This is a genomic window from uncultured Alsobacter sp., from assembly GCF_945952055.1.
Taxonomy (GTDB): domain Bacteria; phylum Pseudomonadota; class Alphaproteobacteria; order Rhizobiales; family Beijerinckiaceae; genus Alsobacter.
The window spans coordinates 15,103-32,868 of record NZ_CAMFHB010000061.1 but is presented as its reverse complement, the minus strand read 5'-3'; the positions used below and the strand labels follow the sequence as shown (position 1 = coordinate 32,868).

The 17,766-nt window shown below is 70.4% G+C and carries 18 protein-coding genes; 7 read left to right on the top strand and 11 right to left on the bottom strand.

Translation table 11 applies throughout. The features are described 5' to 3' along the window. Together Q0Q47_RS27915 and gltX are read right to left on the bottom strand one after the other, a co-directional pair. On the bottom strand, positions 1 to 718 hold a 718-nt coding region (locus tag Q0Q47_RS27915; RefSeq protein ID WP_293867904.1), incomplete at its 3' end, for a citrate/2-methylcitrate synthase. 211 nt (positions 719 to 929) lie between these two features. Continuing rightward, positions 930 to 2,360 carry a glutamate--tRNA ligase gene (gltX, locus tag Q0Q47_RS27910; protein ID WP_293867902.1) on the bottom strand — a complete coding sequence of 477 codons (1,431 nt, stop codon included), beginning with the start codon at positions 2,358 to 2,360 and terminating at the stop codon, positions 930 to 932. 128 nt (positions 2,361 to 2,488) lie between these two features. Between gltX and Q0Q47_RS27905 the strand changes: the two genes are divergently transcribed. Continuing rightward, a complete protein-coding gene (locus Q0Q47_RS27905; protein WP_293867900.1) occupies positions 2,489 to 4,744 on the top strand; it encodes a ComEC/Rec2 family competence protein in 2,256 nt (751 codons plus the stop codon). Between the two features lie 395 nt (positions 4,745 to 5,139). Here the strand turns inward: Q0Q47_RS27905 and lexA are convergent, their stop codons facing one another. From lexA to Q0Q47_RS27870, 7 genes are all read right to left on the bottom strand, one after another. Continuing rightward, positions 5,140 to 5,853: a transcriptional repressor LexA gene (gene lexA / locus Q0Q47_RS27900; protein WP_293867898.1), complete on the bottom strand. Its 714-nt coding sequence runs from the start codon at positions 5,851 to 5,853 to the stop codon at positions 5,140 to 5,142. A gap of 145 nt (positions 5,854 to 5,998) precedes the next feature. Then, positions 5,999 to 7,210: a gephyrin-like molybdotransferase Glp gene (gene glp / locus Q0Q47_RS27895; RefSeq protein WP_293867896.1), complete on the bottom strand. Its 1,212-nt coding sequence runs from the start codon at positions 7,208 to 7,210 to the stop codon at positions 5,999 to 6,001. Positions 7,211 to 7,241: 31 nt separating this feature from the next. After that, positions 7,242 to 7,721, bottom strand: coding sequence for a cyclic pyranopterin monophosphate synthase MoaC (gene moaC / locus Q0Q47_RS27890; RefSeq protein ID WP_293867894.1), 480 nt, complete (start codon positions 7,719 to 7,721; stop codon positions 7,242 to 7,244). Between the two features lie 16 nt (positions 7,722 to 7,737). Beyond that, positions 7,738 to 8,532 (bottom strand): indole-3-glycerol phosphate synthase TrpC, encoded by a 795-nt coding sequence (gene trpC / locus Q0Q47_RS27885; RefSeq protein WP_293867892.1) that lies wholly within the window; start codon positions 8,530 to 8,532, stop codon positions 7,738 to 7,740. Between the two features lie 3 nt (positions 8,533 to 8,535). Further along, positions 8,536 to 9,549 (bottom strand): anthranilate phosphoribosyltransferase, encoded by a 1,014-nt coding sequence (gene trpD, locus Q0Q47_RS27880; RefSeq protein ID WP_293867890.1) that lies wholly within the window; start codon positions 9,547 to 9,549, stop codon positions 8,536 to 8,538. 84 nt (positions 9,550 to 9,633) lie between these two features. Then, positions 9,634 to 10,245: an aminodeoxychorismate/anthranilate synthase component II gene (locus Q0Q47_RS27875; RefSeq protein ID WP_293867888.1), complete on the bottom strand. Its 612-nt coding sequence runs from the start codon at positions 10,243 to 10,245 to the stop codon at positions 9,634 to 9,636. 123 nt (positions 10,246 to 10,368) lie between these two features. After that, positions 10,369 to 10,806 (bottom strand): outer membrane protein assembly factor BamE, encoded by a 438-nt coding sequence (locus Q0Q47_RS27870; protein ID WP_293867886.1) that lies wholly within the window; start codon positions 10,804 to 10,806, stop codon positions 10,369 to 10,371. Positions 10,807 to 11,026: 220 nt separating this feature from the next. Here Q0Q47_RS27870 and Q0Q47_RS27865 point away from each other — a divergent pair, with 220 nt between their 5' ends. From Q0Q47_RS27865 to Q0Q47_RS27840, 6 genes are all read left to right on the top strand, one after another. Next, positions 11,027 to 11,572 (top strand): ubiquinol-cytochrome C chaperone family protein, encoded by a 546-nt coding sequence (locus tag Q0Q47_RS27865; protein WP_293867884.1) that lies wholly within the window; start codon positions 11,027 to 11,029, stop codon positions 11,570 to 11,572. Continuing rightward, complete coding sequence (locus Q0Q47_RS27860; protein WP_293867882.1) at positions 11,569 to 12,102, top strand: DUF177 domain-containing protein; 534 nt, start codon at positions 11,569 to 11,571, stop codon at positions 12,100 to 12,102. Before Q0Q47_RS27865 ends, Q0Q47_RS27860 begins: the two co-directional genes overlap by 4 nt. 107 nt (positions 12,103 to 12,209) lie before the next feature. Then, complete coding sequence (gene plsX / locus Q0Q47_RS27855; protein ID WP_293867880.1) at positions 12,210 to 13,271, top strand: phosphate acyltransferase PlsX; 1,062 nt, start codon at positions 12,210 to 12,212, stop codon at positions 13,269 to 13,271. Then, on the top strand, positions 13,268 to 14,245 hold the full coding sequence (locus Q0Q47_RS27850) for a beta-ketoacyl-ACP synthase III (protein ID WP_293867878.1): 978 nt from the start codon (positions 13,268 to 13,270) through the stop codon (positions 14,243 to 14,245). The genes plsX and Q0Q47_RS27850 overlap by 4 nt, the downstream gene beginning before the upstream one ends. A gap of 148 nt (positions 14,246 to 14,393) precedes the next feature. Continuing rightward, positions 14,394 to 14,708, top strand: coding sequence for an integration host factor subunit alpha (locus tag Q0Q47_RS27845; protein WP_293867876.1), 315 nt, complete (start codon positions 14,394 to 14,396; stop codon positions 14,706 to 14,708). A 25-nt stretch (positions 14,709 to 14,733) separates the two neighbouring features. Continuing rightward, complete coding sequence (locus Q0Q47_RS27840; RefSeq protein WP_293867874.1) at positions 14,734 to 15,249, top strand: MerR family transcriptional regulator; 516 nt, start codon at positions 14,734 to 14,736, stop codon at positions 15,247 to 15,249. Positions 15,250 to 15,443: 194 nt separating this feature from the next. On the opposite strand, the gene Q0Q47_RS27835 is transcribed toward Q0Q47_RS27840, so the two are convergent. Together Q0Q47_RS27835 and Q0Q47_RS27830 are read right to left on the bottom strand one after the other, a co-directional pair. Continuing rightward, on the bottom strand, positions 15,444 to 16,430 hold the full coding sequence (locus Q0Q47_RS27835; RefSeq protein WP_293867872.1) for an MDR family oxidoreductase: 987 nt from the start codon (positions 16,428 to 16,430) through the stop codon (positions 15,444 to 15,446). Positions 16,431 to 16,506: 76 nt separating this feature from the next. After that, positions 16,507 to 17,751 carry an MFS transporter gene (locus Q0Q47_RS27830; protein WP_293867870.1) on the bottom strand — a complete coding sequence of 415 codons (1,245 nt, stop codon included), beginning with the start codon at positions 17,749 to 17,751 and terminating at the stop codon, positions 16,507 to 16,509. Positions 17,752 to 17,766: the final 15 nt, after the last annotated feature.

The window sequence follows — 17,766 nt, the reverse complement described above, 5'->3', positions numbered from 1 at the left end:
GGCGGACCGTCGAGGTCGAGGCGTTCTGCTCGTGGTCGGCGTGCAGGATGAAGATGCGGTCGAGCGCGCGCGACAGCACCGGGTTCACCTTGTACTCCTCGCACGGCACGGCGAAGCACATGCGCAGGAAGTTCGACGTGTAGTCGAGGTTGTTCTGCGGGTACACGAAGGGCTGGCCGATCGAGTACTTGAAGGCCATGGCCGCCAGCGTCGGGATCTTGGCGATCATGCGCATGGAGGCGATCATCCGCTGGTGCGGATCGGAGATGTCGGTCGAGTCGTGGTAGAACGCCGACAGCGCGCCGACCGAGGCCACCATCACCGCCATCGGGTGGGCGTCGCGGCGGAAGCCCTGGAAGAACCGCATCATCTGCTCGTGCACCATCGTGTGGCGCGTGACGCGGTAGTCGAAGTCGGCCTTCTGCGCGGCGGTCGGCAGCTCGCCGTACAGCAGCAGGTAGCAGGTCTCGAGGAAGTCACCGTGCTCGGCGAGCTGCTCGATCGGGTAGCCGCGGTACAGCAGCACGCCCTCGTCGCCGTCGATGTAGGTGATCTGCGACTCGCAGCTCGCCGTCGACGTGAAGCCGGGGTCGTAGGTGAACATGCCCGTCTGGGCATAGAGCTTGGCGATGTCGAGCACGCTCGGGCCGATCGAACCCTTCTTGAGAGACAGCTCGATCTTTTTGTTGTCGACGAGGAGAGAAGCTGGCTCGCTCATGTCGGTATCCCTCGGCCGGTCAGAACTGTGCACCGGGGAGCCGGACGCACTCCCGACGGTCACCACGTCAGCGACATCGCATGGTTTGGCGACAATTTGCCGAATTCGTCGGCAAACGCCAAGGTTCCCACGCAATTTCGCTGGCGCCTCAGGTTTGCTAGCTCAATTCCGCAGGGGGTTCAACCGCACCGAAAGGCGGGTGCCCCCCGCCTCAGCGGCGTGCAGTCGCCTGGTCCTGGAGCCGGACCAGGCACTCCTCGCGCCCGAGCACCACCATGACGTCGAAAAGCCCCGGCGAGGTGGAGCGCCCCGTGAGAGCCGCGCGAAGGGGTTGCGCCACCTGGCCGAGCTTCAGGCCCCCGGTTTCGGCGAAGGCGCGCACGGCGGCCTCGGTCGACTGGGCGGTCCACTCGGGCAGCGCCTGCAGCGCCGGAAGCAGGGCAGCGATGCGCTCGCGTCCACCCTCGGCGAGCAGCCCTTCGGCCTTCGGCTCCACCGTCAGCGGCCGGGTGGCATAGAGGTAGTAGGCGCTGTCCAGGAGTTCGACGAGCGTCTTGGCCCGCTCCTTCAGCCCCGGCATGGCCGCGACGAACTGGGCGCGCAGCGGGGCGGGGAGCGTCGTCGGGGCCCCCTTGGCCGGGCCGATCTCCGGCAGGATGCGCTCGAGGTCGGTGACGAGCGACTCGTCCGACGACGTGCGCATGTAGTGGCCGTTGATGTGCTCGAGCTTGGCGAAGTCGAAGCGCGCCGGCGAGCGGCCGATGCCGTCGAGATCGAAGGCCGCCACCATCTCCTCGGTCGAGAAGAACTCCTGGTCGCCGTGGCTCCAGCCCAGCCGCACGAGGTAGTTGCGCAGCGCCACCGGCAGGTAGCCGAGCGCCCGGTAGGCGTCGACGCCCAGCGCCCCGTGGCGCTTGGAGAGCTTGGCGCCGTCCGGCCCGTGGATGAGCGGGATGTGAGACATGCTGGGCACCTCCCAGCCGCAGGCCTGGTAGATCTGCGTCTGCCGGGCCGCGTTGGTCAGGTGGTCGTCGCCGCGGATGACGTGCGTCACCTCCATGTCGTGATCGTCGACCACGACCGCGAGCATGTAGGTCGGCGTGCCGTCCGAGCGCAGCAGGACGAGATCGTCGAGGTCCTTGTTCTGCCAGACCACGCGGCCCTGCACGCGGTCTTCGACCACGGTGTCGCCCTCGAGCGGCGCGCGCAGGCGGATCACCGGCTTCACGCCGGCCGGCGCCTCCGACGGGTCGCGGTCGCGCCAGCGGCCGTCGTAGCGCATCGGCCGGCCCTCGGCGCGCGCCTTCTCGCGCATCTCCTCGAGCTCCTGCGGCGTCGCATAGCAGTGATAGGCCTTGCCCTCCGCGAGCAGGCGCTCGGCCACCTCGCGGTGCCGGGCCGCGCGCGCGAACTGGTAGACGACGTCGCCGTCCCAGGTGATGCCGAGCCAGGACAGGCCGTCGATGATCGCCTGGATGGCGGGCTCGGTGGAGCGTTCGCGATCGGTGTCCTCGATGCGCAGCAGCATCGTGCCGCCGAAGCGCTTGGCATAGAGCCAGTTGAACAGCGCCGTGCGGCCACCGCCGATGTGGAGGAAGCCGGTAGGCGACGGCGCAAAGCGCGTGACGACGGGTTTGGACATCGAGCTGACACGTTCCGGATGTGCGGAGCCGGGGCTGCAATTGCCCGGCGCTGGTCCGCGGAGCGCGCTCTGTAGCATCATTGCGGGGCGAGGTTAAGGGCGCCTCCCGTGCAGCCGGGACCAAAGGCATGAAAGCCGCGACGTCAGTGCGGGCGGGCCGGGCCCTTGCTCCAGTCAGGGGGCTGGAGGCGCGCCTGGCGTCCGCGGCGGAGGTCCTGGCGGACCGGGTGCGCGCCTGGACCGGCCGCGAGATCGACGCCCGCCGTCCCGGGCTGTGGCTCCCTGTGGCGGCGATGGGCGGCATCGTCGTCTACTTCGCCGCCGAGGTCGAGCCGACGCCCTGGGCAGGCCCGGCGGGCTTCGCCCTGTTCGCCGCCCTCGCCGTGCTCCTGCGCCGGCACGCGGGCGCCGGGCTGGCGGTGCTGGCGGCCTTCGCCTTCGCAGGCTTCGCCAGTGCCACGTGGCGCACCGGACGGGTGTCCGCGCCGGTGCTCCAGGGGAGCCTGTCCGCGCCGCTGCAGGGTTTCGTCGAGACGGTGGATCCGCGCCTGGGCAGCGCCAGGCTGCTGATCCGTGTCACCGCGCTGGGCGACCTGCCCGAGGCTTCGAGGCCGCTTCGGGTGCGGGTGACCATCCAGGGCCGCAGCACGATCCAGCCCGGCGAGCACGTGGCCGCGCAGGCCCGCCTGCTGCCTCCGCCCGAGGCGTCCCGCCCGGGCGGATACGCCTTCAACCGCGAGGCCTACTTCCAGCAGATCGGCGCCATCGGCTCGCTGTCGGGCGCCGTCTCCCTGGCCCCCGCAGCCGTTCCGATCCCCTGGGACACCTGGGCGACAGCGGCGGTGGACCGCGCCCGCAACAGCCTCACCGAGCGCATCATCGCGGTCATCGGCGGGGCGCCCGGTGCCGTGGCCGCATCGCTCGTGACGGGCAAGCGGGGCATGATCCCGGACGCGGTGAACGACGACCTGCGCGGCGCCGGCATCTATCACGTCGTCTCCATCTCGGGGCTGCACATGGTGCTGGCGGCGGGCATGGCGTTCTGGATCGTCCGCGCGCTTCTCGCCGCGTTCCCGGGCCTCGCCTTGCGTCGCGACATCCGCAAGGTCGCCGCCGCCTCGGCCATGGCCGCGGGGCTCGCCTACAACGTCTTCGCCGGCTCCGAGATCGCGACCCAGCGCTCGCTGATCATGACCATGATCCTGTTCGGCGCCATGCTCGTGTCGCGCGCCGCGATCTCCATGCGCAATCTCGCCATCGCCGCGCTGATCGTCATGGCGCTCGAGCCCGAGAGCGTGCCCGGGCCGAGCTTCCAGATGTCTTTCGCGGCCGTCGCGGCACTCATCGCCCTCTACGAGCGTACGGGTTCCGATCCCCGGGGAGCCGAGACGGGGCTCCTCGCCGTCCTGGGGCGGCCGGGGGACGGGGCGCCGTCGTCCGCCTTGCCGTGGCCCTACCGCGCGGCGCGCTGGTGCGCCGGCGCCGCCATCGGCGCCGTCCTGACGACGCTCGCGGCGGAGGCCGCGACCGGGCCGTTCAGCCTCTATCACTTCCAGCGCATCTCGCCCTATGGGCTCATCGGCAATGCGCTGACGCTGCCGCTGGTGTCCTTCATCGTCATGCCCATGGCGCTCCTGGGCGCCGTGGCCTGGCCCTTCGGCCTCGACGCGCCGGCCTGGATGGCCATGGGAGTGGGGACGGACTGGATGCTGAGGCTGTCCGCGCTCGTCGCGGGCTGGCCGGGATCGACGGCGGGGCTCCACGCCTTCGGGCCGGGCGCCCTGGCCCTCATGGTCGCGGGCCTGATGTGGTGCGTGATCTGGATCACCCCCTTGCGGTGGCTGGGCGTGGCGCCGGCCGCCGTCGGGCTTGCACTGGCGCTGGCCGAACGCCCGCCCGACCTTTTCGTCGCGGGCGACGGCCGCGCGGCGGCCGTCCGGGATCCCTCGGGCAAACTGGTGTTCGTCGGCCGGGGACCCGGCGGCTTCGTGGCCGAGCAGTGGTTGCGCGCCGCCGGCGATCCGCGCACCGCGACGGAGGCCCTGGCGGCCGGGGGAGGGCGCTGCGACGCATCGGCCTGCGTGGCGCGCCTGCCGGACGGTGCCGCGCTGTCCCTGGTCCGCCTGCCCGAAGCCTTCGAGACCGACTGCCGCCGCGCCGCGGCGATCGTCACATCGCTGCCGGCGCCGGGCTGGTGCCGGCCCGCGCTGCTCATGGACCGGGCGCGCCTGGCCGAGGGCGGAGCGTTCAGTGTGCTCTGGGGCGCGGCGGGTGTTCGCGAGCAGGCCGAGCGCACCCCTCGCACCGACCGCCCGTGGCGCCGCAAGCCGTCTCCGCGGGAGAGCAACGAGCCGGAGGGGCAGGCCGACGAGGGACTGCCGTAGGCCACCGGTGTTTCGCGACTGGACGTGCAAGGTCCGGGCAGCCGCGCGCCGCAGGGTCATCGGCGCGCCGTCGCCCCTCCCTGGGCAGCCGCCCGCCGACGCTCGGTCCTTGTGCCGGGACCTACCGATCCAGCTTGCATCAGCCTCTCGGCGTCCTGGCCGGGCTCGGCCCGGCCATCCACGACTTCAGGATGGCTCCGGCAAAGTCGTGGGTGCCCGGGCCGGGCCCGGGCAGGACGGCTGAAAGGGGGAGGAACGATGACAACAGGTGAGCCGCGGCGCGGCTGGCAACCGCACTACACAGACCTCGGCTCGAAAATACTCACGGACGCTTGCGCTACACCTGTGGGCAGCAGAGCGCTCGCTCGTCGGGACGACAGCCGATGGACGTCCGCTCAGTACCGCCGCAGCAGGCTCACGAGCTTGCCCTGCACGCGGACCCGGTCGGGCCCCAGCACGCGCGTCTCGTAGGCCGGGTTGGCGGCTTCGAGTGCAATCGAGGATCCCCGCCGACGGAAGCGCTTGAGGGTGGCCTCCTCGTCGTCGATCAGCGCGACGACGATGTCGCCGGTGTCGGCGGCCTCCTGGCGTCGGATGATCACCGTGTCGCCGTCGAGGATGCCGGCCTCGATCATCGAGTCGCCACGCACCTCGAGGGCGAAGTGCTCGCCGCCGGACAGCATGTCGGGGGGCATGCTGATGGTGTGGCTGCGGCTCTGGATGGCGGAGATCGGCGTACCCGCCGCGATGCGGCCCATGACCGGGATGGACACGGGCGGATCGCGCTCGTCGTCGCTCCCGCCCACCGGCTGGAGCCGGGGCCGGACCTTGCCCAGGGTGCCCTCGATGACGGAGGGCGTGAACCGTCCGCGCGGGGCGCCGTTCGGCACCGCCTGCTCGGGCAACTTCACCACCTCGATCGCGCGGGCCCGGTTGGGGAGCCTGCGGATGAAGCCACGCTCCTCGAGCGCCATGATCAGCCGATGGATGCCGGATTTCGACCGCAGGTCGAGCGCTTCCTTCATCTCGTCGAAGGACGGCGGGACCCCGTCCTCACGCAGCCGGTCGTGGATGAACCGGAGGAGTTCGTGCTGCTTCCTGGTGAGCATGCCGGAGGCCTTTCGGAGCCCTTGCGGTTGAGACGGTCACCACGGTAACCGAGTCATTGCAAACAAATCACGAACGAACCGTACATGTTCGTGCTGTGTTCGACAATCGTGCTTCACCCGGTCCCGCCCGCGTGAACGCGACGGCTCAAAATCGCAGGACCCTGCAAACCGTACCGGCCGTGGCAGGGGGCGCGTGCGGTGGCCGGAGGACGAGGCCCTGCGCCTCGGCCAGCACGCGCAGCATCGAGGAGTCCTGCCGGCCGAAGGGCGTCGCCGTCAGGCGGCCGTCGCCGTCCCGGCCGAGCATCGCGCGCAGGTAGTCCTGGCGCATGTCGTTGGCCGGCAGGTCGACGGTGAGGGTGGCGGCCTCGCTGCGGTCCTCGCCCGCCGCGGGATCGCCCACGAGCGCCCGCAGCAGCGGAACGAGGAACAGGGTCGCGCAGACGATGGACGACACGGGGTTGCCGGGCAGCCCGAGGATGGCCATGCGGCCCAGGCTGCCGAAGATCAGCGGCTTGCCCGGGCGCATGGCGATGCGCCAGAAGCCGAGCTGCATGCCCCGCGCGGTCAGGGCCGACTGGACCAGGTCGTGGTCGCCCACAGAGGCCCCGCCCAGCGTCACCAGCACGTCGGCGCGCGCCGCCTCGGCGGCCTCGATCGCTTGCTCCAGGGCGCTGAAATCGTCGGTCGCGATGCCGAGGTCGATCGGCTCGCCGCCCTGCGCCGTCACGATGCCCGCCACGGCATAGCCGTTGGAGGCGACGATCTGGTCGGGGCGGGCGTCCTCACCGGGGCGGACCAGCTCGTCGCCCGTCGCCAGTATCGCGACGCGCGGGCGGCGCCGCACGGGGAGGGTGGCGTGGCCCATGGCGGCGGCGAGCGCGTGGGCGCGGGGATCGATCCGCCGTCCCGCCGGCAGCAGGGCCTCACCCGTGCGGAAGTCGAGTCCGGCGGCCCGGACGAACCGCCCGGGCGGTTCCGCCGAGTGGGCCACGATGCCGCCCTCGGTCGCCTCGGCATTCTCCTGGATCAGGATCGCGTCGGCCCCGTCCGGCAGGGGGGCGCCGGTGAAGATGCGCACGGCCTCGCCCGGTCCGACCCGGCCGGCGAAGGCATGCCCGGCCGGAGCCGTGCCGATGACCGTGAGACGGGCCCCGGGGGCCGTGACGTCGGCGCTGCGCACCGCATAGCCGTCCATGGCCGAGGCGGCGAAGGGCGGCTGCGTCCTCAGCGCGGCGAGCGGCGCGGCAAGGGTCCGGCCGAACGCGTCGGCCACGGGCACCCGCTCGCTGTCGACAGGCTCCGCGGCCCAGGCGAGAACCTTGCGCAGCGCCTCTTCGACCGACAGCATCGACATGGGAAACCTCTCGAAAAAGGCGGCGGTCCGGTCAGTCCCCGGCCCGCCAGGAGCCGGACTTGCCGCCGTCCTTCTGCAGCAGCCGCACACCCTCGATGCGCATGCCGCGGTCGGCGGCCTTGACCATGTCGTAGATGGTCAGGCAGGCCACCGAGACGGCGGTCAGCGCTTCCATCTCCACGCCGGTCTGCCCCGAGACGCGGACGGTGGCCGTCACCGTCACGCCCGGCAGTGCGTCGTCGAGCGCGAGGTCGACCGACACCTTGGTGAGCAGCAGCGGATGGCAGAGCGGAATGAGCTCGTGGGTCCGTTTCGCCGCCATGATCCCGGCCACGCGGGCGACGCCGAGAACGTCGCCCTTCTTGGCGTCGCCGGCGCGGATCAGCGCCACGGTCTCGGGCAGCATCACGACGCGCCCTTCCGCCACCGCGGTGCGCTGGGTGACGTCCTTGGCCGACACGTCGACCATGGCGGCGGCGCCGCTGGCGTCGATATGGGTGAGCGTGCTCATGCCGGCGCGTCTCCCGTCAGGACCCGGACAGCAGGGTCCGGGTGGCCGCGGCCACGTCGGCCTGGCGCATCAGGCTCTCGCCGACCAGGAAGGTCGACACGCCGCTGCGACCGAGACGTTCGATGTCGGCATGGGTGAAGATGCCGCTCTCGCCCACCACGATCCGATCGCCCGGAATCAGCGGAGCCAGTTCCTCGGTCACCTCGAGCCGCGTCTCGAAGGTTCGCAGGTTGCGGTTGTTGATCCCGACCATCGTCGTGCCGAGCGGCAGCGCCCGGTCCAGCTCCGCCCGGTCGTGCACCTCGACGAGCACGTCCATGCCCAGCGCGTGGGCCGTGTCGGTCAGCAGGCGCGCATCCGCGTCGGACAGGCTCGCCATGATGACGAGGATGCAGTCCGCGCCCCAGGCGCGCGCCTCGAACACCTGGTAGGGCTCGAACAGGAAGTCCTTGCGCAGCGCCGGCAGCGGGCAGGCGAGACGCGCCTGGGTCAGGTATTCCGGCCGCCCCTGGAAGGACGGCTCGTCGGTGAGCACCGAAAGGCAGGTCGCGCCGCCGGCTTCGTAGGCGCGCGCCAGCGCCGGGGGATCGAAGTCCGGACGGATCAGGCCCTTGGAGGGGCTCGCCTTCTTGATCTCCGCGATCAGCGCCGGACGCCCCGCGTCGAGATGGGCGCGAATGGCGCGCGCGAAGCCGCGGGGGGCCGAAGCGGCGGCCGCGCGGCGTTCGATCTCGGCCTGCGACACGGCCTCCCGCGCCGCCACGATCTCGCGGCGCTTGTAGGCCTCGATCTGGGCGAGGACGTCTGCCATGGCTCAGCCGTTCGAAGCGGCGATCAGCCGGTCCAGCACGGAGGCGACGGCGCCCGAGTCGATGGCGCGGGTCGCCATCTGTGCGCCGTGGCGCAGCGTGTCGGCCTTGCCGGCCACGACCAGCGCGGCGGCCGCGTTGATGACGGCGATGTCGCGATAGGCCGTGCGCTGCCCGGCGACCACGGCGCGAAGCGCCTCTGCGTTGACCGGTGCCTCGCCGCCCTTGAGGTCCTCGGGCGCCGAGCGCGTCAGCCCGGCTTCCTCGGGAGTGACCACGAAGGAACGGATCTTGCCGTTCTCGAGGGCCACGACGGCGGTCTCGGTGGTGGTGGTGATCTCGTCGAGGCCGTCGCGCCCGTGCACCACCCAGACGCGCTCGGAGCCGAGCGCGGCGAGGGTGCGGGCGACCGGCTCGAGCCAGGTCTCGGAGAACACGCCCAGCACCTGCCGCTTCACGCCCGCCGGGTTGGAAAGCGGGCCGAGCAGGTTGAAGATCGTGCGGGTGCCGAGTTCCACGCGCACCGGCGCGACGTGGCGCATCGAGGCGTGGTGGGTGGGGGCGAACATGAAGCCGACGCCCGCCTGGGCGATGCAGTCGGTGACCTTGGCGGGCTCCAGGCCCACCTTCACGCCCAGCGCCGTCAGCACGTCGGCGGCGCCGGACTTCGACGAGGCGGCCCGGTTGCCGTGCTTGGCCACCGGCACGCCGCAGGCCGCCGTCACCATCGCGGCCAGCGTGGACACGTTGTAGCTGCCCGAATTGTCTCCGCCGGTGCCCACGATGTCGATGGCGTCGGTCGGCGCGCTCACCCGCAGCATCTTGCTGCGCAGGGCCGTCACGGCGCCCGCGATCTCCTCGACCGTCTCGCCGCGCACGCGAAGCGCCATCAGGAAGGCGCCGGTCTGCGACAGCGTCGAGCCGCCCGAAAGGATGGTGTCGAAGGCGTGCTCCGCCTCCTCGCGCGAGAGCGGGCCGCCGGCTGCGACCTTGGCGATGATGGGCTTGAACGCGTCCATGCGACACTCCGCTAGAGCATGCTGCGAAAAGGTGGAAGCCGGCTTCTCGCGGAAAGCATGCGACGACCTTTAAACCCCAGGCGCTCAGGCCAGGGCCGGCGCCTGCCTCGTCTTATTCCATTCGGATGCGAGGTCGAGGAAATTCTTGAAGATCGTCAGCCCGTGCTCGGAGAGGATGCTTTCCGGGTGGAACTGCACGCCGTGCACCGGATGGCGCCGGTGCGACAGGCCCATGACGAGGCCGTCCTCGCTCTCCGCCGTGATGGCGAGATCGTCGGGAAAGGTCTCGCGCCGCACCACCAGCGAGTGGTAGCGCGTCGCGCGCACGGGGCCGTTGATGCCGCGAAACACGCCCTGGCCGCGGTGACGGATGGTCGACACCTTCCCATGCATCGGCACCGGGGCACGCACCACCTCGCCGCCATAGGCCTGGCCCATGGCCTGCAGCCCGAGGCACACGCCGAAGATGGGGATGATGGGGCCGGCCTTGGCGATCACGTCCAGGCAGATGCCCGCCTCGTTGGGCGTGCAGGGGCCGGGCGACAGCACGATCGCGTCCGGCGCCGCGGCGACCAGCGCGTCGGCGGTGGTCTCGTCGTTGCGCACCACGGTCACGGTCGCCCCGAGCCGACCGAGATCGTGCACGAGGTTCCAGGTGAAGCTGTCGTAGTTGTCGACGAGGGTGACAGTGGTCATGACGGGTCCGGCTCCGGTGCCGTTTTCCGTGGCCGCGGCCGGAACGTCAAGTTTGGGCGTGGAAAGCCCCCCGGGGCCGGGCGTGTCGGACCCGGGATCGTGGCGTGCTCCGAAACGGCTGCCTTACCGCCCCAGGCCGGTGGCGTTGATCATCTGGCGAACCAGCGACAGTTCGTTGCCGCCCGTCGGCGTGGTGCGGCTCACGAAGTCGAACAGGACGCCGTCCTGCATGCCGTAGCTGGCGATCTTCTCGACCTTCATGCCCTTGTTGAAGTTCACGACCAGGACGCGCTGGTCGACCACCGAGGGGTCCATGAACTTGAAGCGCTGGGTCTTCACCTGGGTGATGTAGTACCAGCTCTGGTTGCCCACGGTGGACACGGTCGAGGGCGTGCCCATGATGGCCAGCACCCGCTCGGCCGGAAGGCCGACCTTGAGCTCGCCCAGGGACTTCTCGTCCATCATGTAGCCGCTGGTCATCGGCTCGGTGTTGCAGCCGCTGACGGCAAGGCCCGCGGCGACGGCCGCGGCGAGGCGCAGGGCCAGGGCACAGGCTGCCATCCGCTCGCTCCGGGTTGTGGGGCGGGCAAGATCCATCGACGGCATGCAAAGGCTCCCTGGAACAAACACGCGGCTCGTAGCCGGCCGGCGCGAGGTCGAATCGAACCCGGCCGGAGGATTTCTCTTGCGGGGTCCAGCATCGATGCCGTAACCCGCGAGCGGATGAAAAGCAAGGAGCGGTGACGGTGGCGAAATTCCGTCCGGCGGGCCGCGTTCCCGCATGATTTTCAATCTTTTCCGCAGGCGCGGCAATGCCGCTATCGTGGACGGCCTCTATCTGGCGGTCGCGGAAGCCTCCCGCCGGCCCGCATTCTATGCCGGCTGGGGCGTGCCCGACACCGTCGAGGGCCGCTTCGAGATGCTCACCCTGCACGTCGTGCTGCTCCTGCGCCGGCTCAAGGCTCTTCCGCCGCCCGCCGGCGACCTCGCGCAGGATCTCGTCGACGCGGTGTTCGCCCAGTTCGACCGGGCGCTGCGCGAACTGGGCGTCGGTGACCTGACCGTTCCCAAGCGCATGAAGACGATGGCGTCGGCCTTCTACGGCAGGGCCAAGGCCTACGAGGACGCGTTCGCCGACGACGGCGAGCTCGCCGCGGCACTGGCGCGCAATCTCTTCGGGCCCGCGGAGCCCGCCGCGCGCGGCACCGTGGCCGTTCAGTATGTGCGCTCCGCCGCCGCCGCACTCGAGCGCACGAGCTTCGACGACATCGTCGCCGCCCGACTGTCCTTCCCCGAGCCGGGGTCCATCGAGGGAGTGTCCCGATGACGCAAGCACCCGCCAAGCCGTCGCCGCTGGCGAGGCCCCTTCGCGTCGACACCATTCCCGGCCTGGGGCTCGAGACCGTCGTCGAGGCGTCCGAACAGGAGCGCGCCGCCCTCGCCAAGGAGTTCGGACTGGCCTCGATCGAGGAGCTGAAGGGCACCTACAAGGTCAATCGGCGCGGGCGCACCGTGCTCGTCGACGGCAAGGTGACGGCGAGCGTCACGCAGACCTGCGTCGTCACGCTGGAGCCTTTCCCGGCCAAGGTGGATGAGCCCGTCGCCCTGAAGTTCACCGACGACCCGGTGAAGCTGAATCCGGCGGACGAGGCGGGCGAGCACGAAGCGCCCGTGGACGCGCCGGACCCGATCGTCGACGGCCGTGTGGACCTGGGAGCCGTCACCGCCGAGTTCCTGGCGCTGGCCCTCGACCCTTACCCTCGTAAGCCAGGCGTGGATTTCACATGGGATGAGGGCGCCCCGGAGCCCTCGCCCTTCGCCGCGCTGGAGGCCCTCAAGAAGCCCCCGCAAACCTGATTTCCTCGCCTCGAATTCAGTTGCCTGTCCGCTTTGCTTCGCTATTGTCCGCCCTCCATGGGCGGCGCTCCCCCTGGTTCCAAGTGCCCGAGGACTGATCGACGTCCATGACGAGACCGGTACGAATTGCCCTCGACGCGATGGGCGGCGACCACGGGCCTTCCGTGGTCATACCGGGCGCAGCGCTGACGCTGGTCCGCCATCCCGACAGCCAGTTCGTCATTCACGGCCAGGAATCGCTCTGCCTTCCGCTGCTCGACCAGCATCCGCAGCTCAAGGCGGTCTCCACCTTCGTGCACGCGGACGTCGCCGTGCGCATGGACGACAAGCCGAGCCAGGCCCTGCGCCAGGGCCGCTGGAAGTCGTCCATGTGGCGGGCCATCGAATCGGTGAAGAAGGGCGAGGCCGACGTCGCGGTCTCCGCCGGCAACACCGGCGCGCTCATGGCCATGGCGAAGTTCTGCCTGCGCACCATGGCGCATGTGGACCGTCCGGCGATCGCCGCGATGTGGCCGACCATGCGCGGTGAGAGCATCGTGCTGGACGTCGGCGCCACCATCGGCGCCGACGCGCGCCATCTCGTCGACCTCGCCATCATGGGTTCGGCGATGGCGCAGATCGTCTTCGACATCGAACGGCCCACCGTCGGGCTGCTGAACGTGGGCGTCGAGGAGATCAAGGGGCTCGAGGAGGTGAAGGCGGCCGGCCGCATCCTCAAGGACAACGCCTTCCCGTGCATGACCTATGCGGGGTTCGTCGAGGGCGACGACATCGGCAAGGGCACGGTCGACGTGGTGGTGACCGAGGGATTCGCGGGCAACATCGCGCTCAAGACCGCCGAGGGCACGGCCAAGCAACTCGCCGGCTATCTGCGCGGGGCCATGTCGCGCACGTGGCGCGCAAAGCTCGGCTACCTGCTCGCCAAGAGCGCCTTCGACCTGCTGCGCGACAAGATGGATCCCCGCAAGGTCAACGGCGGTGTGTTCCTGGGCCTGGACGGCGTGGTCATCAAGAGCCACGGCGGCACCGACGCCACCGGGTTCGCCACGGCCATCGACATCGGCTACGACATGGTGCGCTACGAGCTGATGTCGAAGATCCGCGCCAGCCTCGATGCCAACATCCCCCATCCCGGCGCCGTGGCGCGGGGTCAGGAGACGCAAGCGTGACAGTGTTGCGATCCGTCGTCCTCGGTTGCGGGCATGCCTTGCCCGCCCACCGCATGACGAACGCTGAAATTGCCACCCGGGTCGATACGTCCGACGAGTGGATCGTGGAGCGCACGGGCATCAATGCCCGCCACATCGCCGCCAAGGACGAGACGACCTCGGTCCTCGCCACCCGCGCGGCCCGCGCCGCGATCGAGAACGCGGGGATCGAGGCCTCCAGCATCGACCTCGTGATCCTGGCGACCGCGACGCCGGACTTCACCTTCCCCGCCACCGCCACGCAGGTGCAGGCCGCGCTGGGCATCACCCAGGGTGCCGCCTTCGACCTGCAGGCCGTGTGCTCCGGCTTCGTCTATGCCATGACGACGGCGGACAAGTTCCTGATCTCGGGCTCGCACAAGCGGGCGCTGGTGATCGGCGCAGAAACGTTCTCGCGCATCCTCGACTGGGAGGACCGCACCACCTGCGTGCTGTTCGGCGACGGCGCGGGCGCCGTGGTCCTGGAGGCGCAGCCCGGTGCCGGCGAGATCGCCGACCGCGGCATCCTCAGCACCCATCTGCGGGCCGACGGGCGCCATCTCGACAAGCTCTACGTGGACGGCGGGCCCTCCACCACGGCGACCACCGGCCACCTGCGCATGGAGGGCAAGGAGGTCTTCCGCTACGCGGTGACCTTCCTGGCCGAAGTGATCGAGGCCGCCTTCAAGGCCACCGGCCTGACGGCCGCCGACATCGACTGGTTCGTGCCGCACCAGGCCAACCGGCGCATCATCGACGCGACGGCGCGCAAGCTCGGCATCGATCCTGCCCACGTCGTGCTCACGGTGGGCGACCACGGCAACACCTCGGCGGCATCTATTCCTCTCGCCCTTTCAACGGCTTGTGCCGACGGGCGGATCAAGAAGGGCCAGCTTGTCCTGATCGAGGCGATGGGTGGCGGGTTCACCTGGGGCTCTGCACTCATTCGTTGGTAAGGATGTGCGTTGACCGCGGGTCGGCGCGCGAATACCGTGCAGGATCATGAAGATACGGCTTCCGGGTTCAGGAGGTCGTGACCACCGCGACGATCGACACTGCGAAGCGCAGGCCGGGATCGCGATAGGTCGAAGTCGGGGGGCACAAGTGGCTGATCGCACCATCACGCGGGCTGAGCTGAGCGAAGCCGTCTACCAGCGCGTCGGTCTCTCCAGGACCGAGTCCGCGGCCCTCGTCGAGCTCGTGTTGAAGGAGCTCTCGGATTGCCTGGCCAAGGGCGAAACCGTGAAGCTCTCGTCGTTCGGATCCTTCGTCGTCCGCAGCAAGGGGCAGCGGGTCGGACGCAATCCCAAGACCGGTGTCGAAGTCCCGATCGAGCCGCGGCGGGTGATGGTGTTCAAGCCATCGAATATCCTGAAGGCACGAATCAACGGACTAGACGGCGCCGGCGAGGAAGACTGATCCTTCCGGCGGGCGGGAGACCTGAATGGACAAGAGCCCCGACGCGTTCCGGACCATCAGCGAAGTCGCCGAAGACCTCGATCTCCCCCAGCACGTGCTGCGGTTCTGGGAGACCCGGTTTTCCCAGATCCGCCCGCTGAAGCGGGGCGGGGGCCGGCGCTACTATCGCCGCGACGACGTCGATCTGCTGCGCGGTATCCGCCACCTGCTCTACGGCCAGGGCTACACGATCCGCGGCGTCCAGCGCATCCTCAAGGAGCAGGGCGTCAAGACGGTGCAGTCGCTGGGCCGCGGCGAGACCGTGGCCCCGCCTCCCGACCTGCGTGACGCCGACGGCGACGCGGAGGTCGTGTCGTTGTCGGCGGAGGAGGCGCCCTCCCTGTTCCCGGACATGGACGATGCCGCGCCGGGCCCCGGCTTCCAGGACAGCGGCTCCCGCCTCACGGCCGACGACGAACAGCGCCTGCGCGGAGCGCTGGCGGACCTGATGGACTGCAGGCGTCTCCTGGAGTCGGTGCGGGGCGTCGAGGCCGAGGCCTGAAGCACGGCGAGGTCCTGCGTCCTTCGACTCGGCCGCGTTGCGGCCGGCTCAGGATGAGGGAGATGGGGGCGGGGATCGATTCACAAGCTCTCAGGATCAGGACCGTCTTCGTCTTTAGCTCAGCCCCACAAAGCTCCTCATCCTGAGCAGCCGCCGCAGGCGACGTGTCGAAGGACGGACGACCTCTCAGCCGCTCACTTCACCTCGACCACGGTCCGCCCCCGCACGGCACCCTCCAGGATCGCCTTGCCGGCCTCGAGCACGCCATCGAGCCCGATGGTGGTGGTCATGGCGGCGAGCTTGTCCTTGTCGAGGCTCTCGCCCACGAGGCGCCAGGCCTCCAGGCGGCGGGCCTTGGGGGCCATGACGCTGTCGATGCCGAGCAGCGAGACGCCGCGCAGGATGAAGGGCGCCACGGAGGAGGGCAGGTCCATGCCCTGCGCGAGCCCGCAGGCCGCGACCGCGCCGCCGTAGCGGGTCATGGAGAGCACGTTGGCGAGCGTGTGCGAGCCGACCGAGTCGACCGCCGCGGCCCAGCGCTCCTTGCCCAGCGGACGGGCGGGGTTGGACAGTTCGGCGCGATCGATGATCTCGCTGGCGCCCAGCCCCTTGAGATAGTCGGCCTCGCCGGGGCGCCCGGTGGAGGCGATCACGGTCCAGCCGCGCTTGGCGAGCAGGGCCACCGCGACGGAGCCGACGCCGCCGGCCGCGCCGGTGACCAGCACCGGGCCACGGTCCGGGGTCATGCCGAACCGCTCCAGCGCCGCGACCGAGAGGGCGGCGGTGTAGCCGGCGGTGCCCACCGCCATCGCCTGGGCCGGGGACAGCCCGGGTTGCAGCGGAATCAGCCAGTCGCCCTTGACGCGCGCGCGCTCGCCATAGCCGCCCCAATGCGTTTCACCGACGCCCCAGCCGTTGAGCACGACCGCATCGCCGGGCTTCCAGTCGGGATGGGTGGAGCTTTCGACGACGCCGGCGAAGTCGATGCCCGGGACCATCGGGAAGCGGCGCACGACCGGCGCCTTGCCGGTGACGGCGAGGCCGTCCTTGTAGTTCACGGTGGAGTGGCTGACGCGCACGGTGACGTCGCCGTCCATCAGGTCGGCGTCGTCCACGGTCTTCAGCGCGGCGGAAGTGCCCTGATCGCCCTTCTCGACGACGATTGCGCGAAACTGAGCCATGTCCGTCCCTCCTGCTGATGCGGCGCTGCCGTTCTGGCCCATCGCGGGCCGTCGGGCAAGCGCCGGGGCAGGAGGGTCAGGCGGCCGCCGCGAGGCGTGCGACGGGCTGCTCGCGGATGGGCAGGTTAATCAGCGCGGACGCGACGCCGAGCGCCACCGACAGCCACCACACGATCATGTAGGAACCGGACTGCTCGTAGAGCACGCCGCCGAGCCACACGCCGAGGAAGCCGCCGAGCTGGTGCGAGAAGAAGGCGAAGCCATAGAGCGTCGCCACGTAGCGCGGCCCGAACATCTGCGCCACGAGGCTCGACGTCGGCGGAACCGTCGACAGCCACAGAAGGCCCATGGCCACGCCGAACAGGATGGCGGTGGTGGGCGTGGCGGGGACCATGATGAAGACGAACACCGCGACCGCGCGACCCAGATAAATGGCCGACAGAATCCAGCGCTTGGGCATGCGGCTCGACAGGTAGCCGGCGGTGAGCGAGCCGACCGCGTTGGCGAGGCCGATCGTGGCCAGCGTCCATCCGCCCACCCAGGCCGGCATGCCGATGTCGCGCAGATAGGCCGGCATGTGCGAGGTGATGAAGGCGAGCTGGAAGCCGCAGGTGAAGAAGCCAAGCACCAGCAGCACGTAGCTGCGGTGCCGGAACGCCTCCGCGAGGGCCTGCTTCATCGACTGCTGCGGCGCCCCCGCCGTGCCGGCCTGGCTGGCGCTGCCGCGCGTGGCGAGCGTCAGGGAGAGCGGCAGGACCAGGAGAAGCGTCGAGGCGAAGATGACCGTCGTCTGGTGCCAGCCCACGCTCTCGATGAGGATGCTGCCGATCGGGGGGAAGAGGAACTGGCCGAATGAGCCGGCCGCCGTGCCCGCGCCGAGCGCCAGGCCGCGCCATTCGCCGGGCAGGACCTTGGTGAAGGCGGCGAGCACGAGGTTGAACGAGCAGCCGGCGAGCCCGAAGCCGATCATGACGCCGGCGCTCAGCGTCATCATGGACGGCGTCGCGGCATAGGCCATCAGCGCCTGGCCGAGGCCGTAGAGGATGGCGCCGCCGATCAGGACGCGCGTCGTGCCGAAGCGATCGGCCACCGCGCCGGCGAAAGGCTGTCCCACGCCCCACAGCAGGTTCTGCACGGCGATCGCCAGCGAGAACACCTCGCGGGACCAGCCGTATTCCGTCGACATCGGGATCTGGAACAGGCCGACCGCCGCGCGCGGACCGAAGGTGATGAGGCCGATGAGGCATCCGCAGACGAGGACGAGCTCCGGCGAGAAGCGCGACGCGGGGGCGGACGGCTGGGCAGAGGGGGAAGCGGACATGACCGACCTCGCAAG

Bases quoted from the DNA above. Each gene is read 5' to 3' on its own strand.
- trpC (WP_293867892.1), bottom strand. From the start codon at position 8,532: ATGGCAGACGTCCTCGCCCAGATCGAGGCCTACAAGCGCCGCGAGATC.
- moaC (WP_293867894.1), bottom strand. From the start codon at position 7,721: ATGAGCACGCTCACCCATATCGACGCCAGCGGCGCCGCCGCCATGGTC.
- Q0Q47_RS27865 (WP_293867884.1), top strand. From the start codon at position 11,027: ATGATTTTCAATCTTTTCCGCAGGCGCGGCAATGCCGCTATCGTGGAC.
- lexA (WP_293867898.1), bottom strand. From the start codon at position 5,853: ATGCTCACCAGGAAGCAGCACGAACTCCTCCGGTTCATCCACGACCGG.
- trpD (WP_293867890.1), bottom strand. From the start codon at position 9,549: ATGGACGCGTTCAAGCCCATCATCGCCAAGGTCGCAGCCGGCGGCCCG.
- plsX (WP_293867880.1), top strand. From the start codon at position 12,210: ATGACGAGACCGGTACGAATTGCCCTCGACGCGATGGGCGGCGACCAC.
- Q0Q47_RS27905 (WP_293867900.1), top strand. From the start codon at position 2,489: ATGAAAGCCGCGACGTCAGTGCGGGCGGGCCGGGCCCTTGCTCCAGTC.
- Q0Q47_RS27875 (WP_293867888.1), bottom strand. From the start codon at position 10,245: ATGACCACTGTCACCCTCGTCGACAACTACGACAGCTTCACCTGGAAC.
- Q0Q47_RS27870 (WP_293867886.1), bottom strand. From the start codon at position 10,806: ATGGCAGCCTGTGCCCTGGCCCTGCGCCTCGCCGCGGCCGTCGCCGCG.
- Q0Q47_RS27860 (WP_293867882.1), top strand. From the start codon at position 11,569: ATGACGCAAGCACCCGCCAAGCCGTCGCCGCTGGCGAGGCCCCTTCGC.
- glp (WP_293867896.1), bottom strand. From the start codon at position 7,210: ATGTCGATGCTGTCGGTCGAAGAGGCGCTGCGCAAGGTTCTCGCCTGG.
- Q0Q47_RS27840 (WP_293867874.1), top strand. From the start codon at position 14,734: ATGGACAAGAGCCCCGACGCGTTCCGGACCATCAGCGAAGTCGCCGAA.
- gltX (WP_293867902.1), bottom strand. From the start codon at position 2,360: ATGTCCAAACCCGTCGTCACGCGCTTTGCGCCGTCGCCTACCGGCTTC.
- Q0Q47_RS27830 (WP_293867870.1), bottom strand. From the start codon at position 17,751: ATGTCCGCTTCCCCCTCTGCCCAGCCGTCCGCCCCCGCGTCGCGCTTC.
- Q0Q47_RS27835 (WP_293867872.1), bottom strand. From the start codon at position 16,430: ATGGCTCAGTTTCGCGCAATCGTCGTCGAGAAGGGCGATCAGGGCACT.